This window comes from Sphingomonas sp. CCH15-F11, from assembly GCF_001557005.1.
In the GTDB taxonomy this organism is placed as follows: domain Bacteria; phylum Pseudomonadota; class Alphaproteobacteria; order Sphingomonadales; family Sphingomonadaceae; genus Sphingomonas.
This window is the reverse complement of the sequence record NZ_LSKG01000037.1, coordinates 83,704-92,175: the sequence shown is the minus strand read 5'-3', so window position 1 is coordinate 92,175 and position 8,472 is coordinate 83,704. Positions and strand designations below refer to the sequence as shown.

The following is an 8,472-nucleotide window of genomic DNA, read 5'->3' as shown; positions in this document are numbered from 1 at the left end:
GCCCCAGCCCCTCCCCTTCAGGGGACGGGTGAACCAGGCCGATCGAAAACCTCTCTAAGCCACCCGCAGCGTCAGCGCGCCGTCGCCATCTTCGATCGTCACCGTTGACCCGTCCTTGACCTGCCCACGCAGGATCAGGTCGGCGAGCGGATCCTGCAGGTAACGCTGCACCGCCCGCTTCAACGGCCGCGCGCCATAGACCGGATCATAGCCGACGCGCCCAAGCCACGCGCGCGCGCCATCGGTCAGGTTGAGCGTCACCTTGCGATCGGCGAGCAGCCGCTGGACCCGGCCGACCTGAATGTCGACGATCGGTGCCATATGCTCCTCACCCAACCGGTGGAACAGGATGATCTCGTCCAGCCGGTTGAGGAATTCGGGGCGGAAATGCCCGCGAACGATTTCCATCACCTGCGGCTCGACATCGCTGACCGACTGGCCGTCGGCCAAGTTGGTCAGGAGCTGGCTGCCCAGGTTCGAGGTCAGGATGACGATGGTGTTGCTGAAATCCACCGTGCGCCCCTGGCCATCGGTCAGCCGCCCGTCGTCGAGCAGCTGCAGCAGCACGTTGAACACGTCGCCATGCGCCTTCTCGACCTCATCGAACAGGATGACCTGATAGGGCCGGCGGCGGACCGCTTCGGTCAGCACGCCGCCTTCCTCATAGCCGACATAGCCCGGCGGCGCGCCGATCAGGCGGGCGACCGAGTGCTTTTCCATGAATTCGCTCATGTCGATGCGGACCATCGCATTGGCATCGTCGAACAGGAACTCGGCAAGCGCCTTGGTCAGCTCGGTCTTGCCGACGCCGGTGGGCCCCAGGAACAGGAACGAGCCGAGCGGGCGGTTGGGATCCTGTAGCCCGGCGCGGCTGCGGCGCACGGCAGTGGCGACCGCGCGCACGGCATCGGCTTGGCCGATCACGCGCTTGGCCAGTTGCGCCTCCATGTGGATCAGCTTCTCGCGCTCGCCCTCCAGCATCTTGTCCATCGGAATGCCGGTCCAGCGGCTGACGATCGCGGCGATGTCGTCGGCGGTCACTTCCTCGCGCAGCATCGCGCCGGCGGTCGCGCCCTGCGCCTCCTCCAGCTGGCGGGTCAGCTGGGGGATGACGCCGTAGCTCAGCTCGCCCGCGCGCGCGAGGTCGCCCTGGCGCTGCGCCTGATCGAGTTCGACGCGCGCGGCGTCGAGCTGTTCCTTGAGCCGGGCTTCGGACTGGATCTTGTCCTTTTCGGCGTGCCACCGCTGGGTCAGCCCGGCGGACTGCTCTTCCAGGTTGGCAAGCTCGCCCTCCAGCGTCGCCAGCCGGTCGCGCGACGCCGCGTCGGTTTCGCGCTTCAGCGCCTCGCGCTCGATCTTGAGCTGGATGATGCGCCGGTCGAGCGTCTCGATCTCCTCGGGCTTCGATTCCACCTCCATGCGGATGCGGCTCGCGGCTTCGTCCATCAGGTCGATCGCCTTGTCGGGCAGGAAGCGGTCGGTGATGTAGCGGTTGGACAGCGTCGCCGCCGCGACCAACGCCGCGTCGGTGATGCGCACCCCGTGGTGCAGCTCGTATTTTTCCTTCAGGCCGCGCAGGATCGACACCGTGTCCTCGACGGTCGGCTCGCCGACGAATACCGGCTGGAAGCGGCGCTGGAGGGCGGCGTCCTTCTCGACATATTTGCGATATTCATCGAGCGTGGTCGCGCCGATGCAGTGCAGCTCGCCGCGCGCCAATGCGGGCTTGAGCAGATTGCCCGCATCCATCGCACCTTCGGATTTGCCCGCGCCGATCAGCGTGTGCATCTCGTCGATGAACAGGATGATGTCGCCTTCGCCGGCCTTGACTTCGTCGAGCACGCCCTTCAGCCGCTCCTCGAACTCGCCGCGATATTTGGCCCCGGCGATCAGCGAGCCCATGTCGAGCGCCATCAGCGTGCGGTCCTTCAGGCCATCGGGCACGTCGCCATTGATGATGCGCAGCGCCAGCCCCTCGGCGATCGCGGTCTTGCCGACGCCGGGCTCGCCGATCAGGACGGGATTGTTCTTGGTCCGGCGCGCCAGGATCTGGATGGTGCGGCGGATTTCCTCGTCACGGCCGATGACGGGATCGAGCTTGCCGTCGCGTGCGGCTTGCGTGAGGTCGCGCGCGAATTTCTTGAGCGCGTCATAGCGGTCCTCGGCCGATGCGGTGTCGGCGGTGCGGCCCCCACGCAGGCTGTTGATCGCCGTATTGAGCGCGTCGGCCTTCACGCCTGCGGTCGTCAGCGCCTTGCCGGCAGCGGTGGCTGGCGAGAGCACCAGCGCGAGCAGCATCCGTTCGACGGTGACGAAGCTGTCGCCCGCCTTGGCCGCGACCTGCTCGGCCTGGTCCAGCACGCGGACCAGGTCGTTATCGACGCCCGGCGTCGTCTGTGCGCCGGAGCCGGACACGGCGGGAATCTTGGCCAGCGCCGCATCGGTTTCGGTCAACGCGCGCGCCGGATCGCCGCCGGCTGCGCGGATCAGGCCGGACGCCATGCCTTCCGTATCCTCGAGCAGCGCCTTCAGCAGATGTTCGGGCGAAATCCGCTGATGGCTCATTCGGATCGCGACGGTCTGCGCCGATTGCAAAAAACCTTTGGCGCGGTCGGTGAATTTTTCGAGGTTCATGGCCCTGGTTTCCGTTCCTGAGACACCACAGGTAATGTTGTAATTTTATCACACAAGGGGCGCGTGGCTGGACGTGACCCCGTTGTCCGGCTTTGTATAGGCGCGCAAAGGGTGTGACCAACAGATTGCGGTCACTGGGGAGGCGCAAATGCGGTGGATCAGGCGGGCCGTACTGGCATTCGTGGTGCTCGCCGTCGTGGCGGCGATCGGCCTCGCGGTATGGGAGCCGCTGACGGCAAGTCAGCGCGTCGCACCGGCCTCGCGCCGCTACGACGTGAAGATCGCGCGCGATCGCTATGGCGTGCCGCACATCTTCGGCGCGACCGACGCCGATGTCGCGCACGGTATCGGCTATGCCCATGCCGAGGATGATTTCGATACGTTGCAGCAGGTGCTGGCGATGACGCGCGGGCGTCTGGGTGCGATCACCGGGCAGGACGGGGCGGAGACCGATTATGTCCTCCACCTGCTGGGCGCGCGCAGCACCGTCGCGCGTGACTATGACGCGCAGCCCGCCGACGTCCGCGCGCTGCTCGACGGCTATGCGGCGGGTTTGAACCTCTATGCCGCGCGCCATCCGGGCGAAGTGAGGCTGCGCGGGCTCTTCCCTGTCGACGGCGCGGACGTCGCGACGGGCTTCGTGCTGCGATCGCCCTTTTTCTTCGGGCTCGATTCGGTGCTGGGCGCGCTGGCGGGGGGCGAGCCGCTGCCGCGCGAACATGCGCTGCCGGAGGCCCCTGAAGTCACGCCTGCGGGGCCTGCCGAGATCGAGAAAGGCTCCAACGCCTTTGCCGTCGCCCCCAGGCGGTCGGCGGACGGGTTCACCCGGTTGATCTCGAACTCGCACCAGCCGTGGCGCGGCGCGGTCGCCTGGTACGAGCTGCGCGTCCATTCGCGCCAGGGCTGGCACTTTGCCGGCGCGACCTTTCCCGGTGCGCCCTATCCGCTGCTCGGCCACAACCGGACGCTGGGCTGGACCAACACGGTCAACCGCCCCGACCTGATCGACGTCTACAAGCTGGTGCTGGACGACAGCGGCAATCGCTATCGTTTCGACGGGCAGTGGCGACCGCTGGAGCGCAAGCGCGTGTGGCTGCGCGTCAAGATCGGGCCGTTCGTGCTGCCGGTGCCGCGCTTGGTCGAGCGCTCGATCCATGGCCCGGTGCTGCGCAACAAGGATGGCGCATTCGCGATCCGCTATGCCGGGGCCGACCAGCTGCGGATGGTCGAGCAATATTATCGCCTCAACAAGGCGCGCGACTTTGCCGAGTGGCAGCGGGTGATGGCGATGCAGGCGGTGCCGGCGACCAATTTCGTCTATGCCGACCGTGCGGGCAATGTCGCGCTGTTCTACAACGCTGCCTTTCCCAACCGAAAGCCCGGTTTCGATTATCGCGGCGTGCTGCCCGGCGACACGTCGCGCGCGCTGGCGGGCGGGACGGTCGCGTGGACGGCGGTACCGCGCAACGTCAACCCGGCGTCGGGCTTCATCATCAATGCCAATCACACGCCCTTCATCGCCGCCGGCCCGGGATCGGAACTCGATCGCGCCGCCTATCCCGACCTGTTGGGCATCGAGGCCGACGTGACCAACCGCGGCACGCGCTCGATCGAACTGCTGGCGGCCGACGCGTCGATCACCCGTGCCGAGCTGGAGGCGATCAAATACGATACGCGCGTCAGCCGGGCGAGCTGGCTGGGGCCGTGGTTCGAACGCGTGATGGCGGTCGATCCGGGCGCTGACCCGCTGATCGCCCGCGCGCGCGCAATCCTGCGGCAATGGGACTGGAATTTCGACGGGGTCGGCGCGGCGGACGCGCTGGCGGTGCTGATCGCGCGCGAGGGCAATCGCTGGCACTATCCGCGCAAGCCGCCCGCCGATGCGCGCCAGGTGTTGCGTGACGCGGCGGTGCACCTCGACACGCATTTCGGCCGGCTCGATCCGCCGCTGGGCGAAGTGCTCCGGCTACGCCAGGGAAATGTCGACCTGCCGCTCGACGGCGGGCCCGACGTGCTGCGCGCGATGGCGCTGTGGGACGTCGCCGATGATGGCCGGCTGGCGGTGCGCCACGGCGACAGCTTCCTGATGTTCACCGAATGGGCGCCAGACGGCAAAGTCAGGTCGGAGTCGATCCAGCCTTTCGGGGCCGCGACCACCCGGCCCGCTTCTCCACATTATGTCGACCAGGCACCGCTGTTCGTGAGCCGCAAGACCAAGCCGGTTTGGTTCGATCCGGCTGAACTCAAGCCCAACATCGTGCGCATCTATCGCCCCTGAGACAGCCGCCCCTGCGGCAAAGATGCAACGTGTGGCGAACTTGGCCAGGATCGTGCCCATTGCCTCTTGTGATGATGTAACATTGCAATTAGACGGCGCGCCAGTCTTCAGGAGTTGTGCATGATCCGTCCCCTTGCCTTGCTCGCTACCACCATGTTCGTCGCGCCCGCCGCGCTCGCGGAGACGCGCGCTGATCCGGTGCCGCCCACACCGGTCGCGGCAACCGCCGATGACGGCGCGTCGCAGTCGTCCAGCGCCCCCGCGGATTCGGTGCATGGCGAACGCGCCACCGACATCATCATCACCGCGCCGTTCGTGCGCGAGCTCGATGTGCTGGCCAACAAGTCGGTGCTGACCGGCGACCGTCTGGTGCAGGACATCCGTCCGACGATCGGCGAGACGTTGACCCGTTTGCCCGGGGTGTCGGCGACGTCATTCGCCCCTGGCGCATCGCGGCCCGTATTGCGCGGTTTCCAGGGGGAACGCGTGCGCGTACTGACCGACGGGCTCGGCTCGCTCGACGTTTCGAACACGTCGACCGATCATGGCGTCACCATCGATCCGCTGACCGCCGAGCGGATCGAGGTGCTGCGGGGGCCCGCCGTGCTGCTGTTCGGCAGCCAGGCGATCGGCGGCGCGGTCAACGTGATCGACCGCCGCATCCCCCGCGCGGTGCCAGTTAAGGGCTTTCACGTCGATGCGCTCGGGACCTACGGCTCGGCGGCGGAAGAACGCAGCATCGGCGGTGCGTTTGATGTGGCCGTGACCCCTAATATCGTCGTTCATGCCGATGGCAGCTATCGCCGCTCGAATGACCTGGAAGTGGGTGGCTTCGTGCTCTCGCCGCAACTGCGCGCCGAGCAGCTTGATCTGGCGGCCGAAGAGCGCGCGGAGGGCGAGCTCGATGCCGCCGACGAGGCCACCGAACTTGCCGGCCTGCGTGGCGCGATTCCGAACAGCGCGACCGAAACCTACACGCTGGGCGGCGGCATCGCACTGATCAACGACCGTGGCAGCCTGGGCTTTTCCGCGGGCTATTACGACACCAACTACGGCGTTCCCGCACGCCCGGGCGCGGAGCACGCCCATGAAGGTGAAGCGGGCGACGAGGGCGAAGGCGGGGAGGAAGAGGGCCCCGTCACCATCGACCTCAAGCAGTTCCGCGCGGACATGCGTGGCGAAATCTTGGTCGAGAACGGCTTTATCGATCGCATCCGCGCCCGGGTCGGCTATGCCGATTACGAACATACCGAGTTTGAGGGCCGCGAAGTCGGGACGCGCTTCTTCACCGACGCATTCGAGGGCCGGGTTGAACTGGTCCAGTCGGACGGTGGCGATTGGCGCGGCGTGACCGGGATCCAAGGGTTCACCCGCGATTTCGTCGCGATTGGCGCCGAAGCCTTTGTGCCGCCGAACCAGACTGACCAGTTCGGTCTGTTCACCGTTCAGGAATTCGATTTCGGTGCCGTGGGCGTGGAGATCGCCGGCCGTTACGAGCGTACCGACGTCCGCTCGAACAGCGTCCGGGTCGGTCTGGAAGAGGACGCGCCGCTGGTTTCCGTCGATCGCGGTTTCGATACCTTTTCGGCCGCCCTCGGTCTGACCTATCAGGCAAGCGACACCATCCGATTTGGCTTGACCGGCTCGCGCGCCGAGCGTGCGCCGTCGGCGGAGGAACTCTTCTCCAACGGTCCGCACGTCGCGACCCAGGCATTCGAGGTCGGCAATCCCGGTTTTGACACCGAAAAGAGTTGGGGAATCGAAGCCTTTGCCAGTGGCCAGCTCGGTCCGTTGAACTTCAAGCTGAACGGTTATGCCACCTGGTTCGACGATTTCATCTTCGAGTTCGACACCGGCCTGGAGCAGGACGAACTACCGCTGTTCCAATATGCCCAGTCGGACGCGCGCTACGTCGGTTTCGAAGCAGAGGTGAATGCCACCCTGCTCGATCGCGGCGGGTTCAGCCTGAAGGGCGACCTGATCGGCGATTATGTCAATGCCCGCCTGACCGATGGCGGCGGCCCGGTGCCGCGCATCCCGCCGCTGCGCGTGCGTGGCGGGCTCGAGGGGGCGGCGGGTTCCTTCGGTGGCCGCATCGAGGTCGAGCATGTGTTCGAGCAGGATCGCGTCGCCACCTTCGAAAACCCGACCGATGACTTCACGCTAGTCAACGCGTCGCTGTCCTGGCACCCGTTCGGCGATGCGAGCGAGACCACGCTCATCGTGTCCGCGAACAACATCTTCGACGTCGATGCGCGCCGCCACGCGTCGTTCACCAAGGACTTCGTGCCGCTGCCCGGCCGCGACATCCGCGTGGCGGCCCGGTTCAGCTTCTAAGGGGCGCGCGGGCGGCAATCTGCCGATCCGCCACCGCGCAGTCGGCCATTCATCCATCGTCTCGTCGTCACCCCGGCCTCGTGCCGGGGTGACGGGATGTGAGAATGGAAGCGCGCGCGTGGAAATCCAACCCAGCCCCGCGCCCGCTTACACCGGCGCGGCCGCGGTCTTCCCTGCGCTCAGCCGCTCGCCATAATGGTGCCAGGTCATGATGGCGGCGGCCCCCCGATGCGGTCGCCAAGCTTCGGCGAGTTCGCGCGTGAGCCTTTCCGTGGGTCGTTCGTCCAGGCCCAATATGTGCCCCATCTCGATCTGCACCGCCAGGTCGCCAGCGGGCCAGATGTCCGGCCGCCCTTCGGCGAACAGCAGATAGATTTCCGCCGACCAGCGCCCGATGCCCTTGATCGCGACCAGCGCGGCGATCGCATCCTCGTCATCGGCAGGCAGGCGGTTGAAGTCGAGCGTGCCCGACGTGACCATGCCCGCCAGGCTGCGCGCATAGCCCATCTTCTGGCGCGACAGGCCCGCGCCGCGCAGCGCCTCGTCCGACGCGGCGGTCAGCCGCGCGGGATCGGTGGCATCGCCCAGCGCCGCGTCGAGCTTGCGCCACACCGCGTCCGCCGCGCGGGTGCTGACCTGCTGGCCGATGATCGTCCGCAACAGCGTCGCATAACCGCGCGGGCGCAGGCGCGGCGGCGGATAGCCGACCCGCCCGATCGCTTCGCCCATGCGCGGTTCGAGCGCCGATATCGCGTCGAGCGCGTGACGAATCTGCTCGGCGCTCAGCCCCATGTCGGCAATCCTTGAAAAGCCGGCGCGGCGGCGGCATGGCAAGCGCGAAACGGAAGAGGATCGATCATGCCCAACCTTATCGTGGTTACCCGTGACGGAACAGAGCGCGTCGTCGCCGGCGAGGCCGGCCTGAGCGTCATGGAAGTGATCCGCGACAACGGGTTCGACGAATTGCTGGCGCTTTGCGGCGGCAGCTGTTCGTGCGCCACATGCCACGTCCATGTCGATCCGGAATTTGCGGCCAAACTGCCGAAGATGAGCCCCGATGAAGACGATTTGCTCGACAGCTCGTCGGACCGCGACGAAACCTCGCGCCTGTCGTGTCAAATCCAGTTCACCAGCGCGCTCGACGGCCTGCGCGTGCGGATCGCGGCGGAGGATTGAGCCCGGGCGCGGGCGACGCCGCGGCAGCAAAGGCATGTCGTCACCCC

General features: G+C 67.0%; 5 protein-coding genes. 3 read left to right on the top strand and 2 right to left on the bottom strand.

The window, feature by feature from the left end:
• Positions 1–54: 54 nt before the first annotated feature.
• Positions 55–2,634, bottom strand: coding sequence for an ATP-dependent chaperone ClpB (clpB, locus tag AX709_RS04155; protein ID WP_066547099.1), 2,580 nt, complete (start codon positions 2,632–2,634; stop codon positions 55–57).
• A 148-nt stretch (positions 2,635–2,782) separates the two neighbouring features.
• Here clpB and AX709_RS04150 point away from each other — a divergent pair, with 148 nt between their 5' ends.
• Entirely contained in the window at positions 2,783–4,912 is a 2,130-nt protein-coding gene (locus tag AX709_RS04150) for an acylase (RefSeq protein ID WP_066547097.1), read from the top strand.
• 120 nt (positions 4,913–5,032) lie between these two features.
• The gene (locus tag AX709_RS04145) at positions 5,033–7,249 is read left to right on the top strand and encodes a TonB-dependent receptor (RefSeq protein ID WP_066547094.1); all 2,217 of its coding nucleotides are present in this window, start codon (positions 5,033–5,035) and stop codon (positions 7,247–7,249) included.
• A 147-nt stretch (positions 7,250–7,396) separates the two neighbouring features.
• On the opposite strand, the gene AX709_RS04140 is transcribed toward AX709_RS04145, so the two are convergent.
• Positions 7,397–8,041: a DNA-3-methyladenine glycosylase family protein gene (locus AX709_RS04140; RefSeq protein WP_066547088.1), complete on the bottom strand. Its 645-nt coding sequence runs from the start codon at positions 8,039–8,041 to the stop codon at positions 7,397–7,399.
• Between the two features lie 66 nt (positions 8,042–8,107).
• Between AX709_RS04140 and AX709_RS04135 the strand changes: the two genes are divergently transcribed.
• Positions 8,108–8,425: a 2Fe-2S iron-sulfur cluster-binding protein gene (locus AX709_RS04135; protein ID WP_066480256.1), complete on the top strand. Its 318-nt coding sequence runs from the start codon at positions 8,108–8,110 to the stop codon at positions 8,423–8,425.
• Positions 8,426–8,472: the final 47 nt, after the last annotated feature.

Coding starts and splice junctions, on each gene's coding strand:
- AX709_RS04140 (WP_066547088.1), bottom strand. CDS start 8,041: ATGGGGCTGAGCGCCGAGCAGATTCGTCACGCGCTCGACGCGATATCG.
- AX709_RS04145 (WP_066547094.1), top strand. CDS start 5,033: ATGATCCGTCCCCTTGCCTTGCTCGCTACCACCATGTTCGTCGCGCCC.
- AX709_RS04150 (WP_066547097.1), top strand. CDS start 2,783: ATGCGGTGGATCAGGCGGGCCGTACTGGCATTCGTGGTGCTCGCCGTC.
- clpB (WP_066547099.1), bottom strand. CDS start 2,634: ATGAACCTCGAAAAATTCACCGACCGCGCCAAAGGTTTTTTGCAATCG.
- AX709_RS04135 (WP_066480256.1), top strand. CDS start 8,108: ATGCCCAACCTTATCGTGGTTACCCGTGACGGAACAGAGCGCGTCGTC.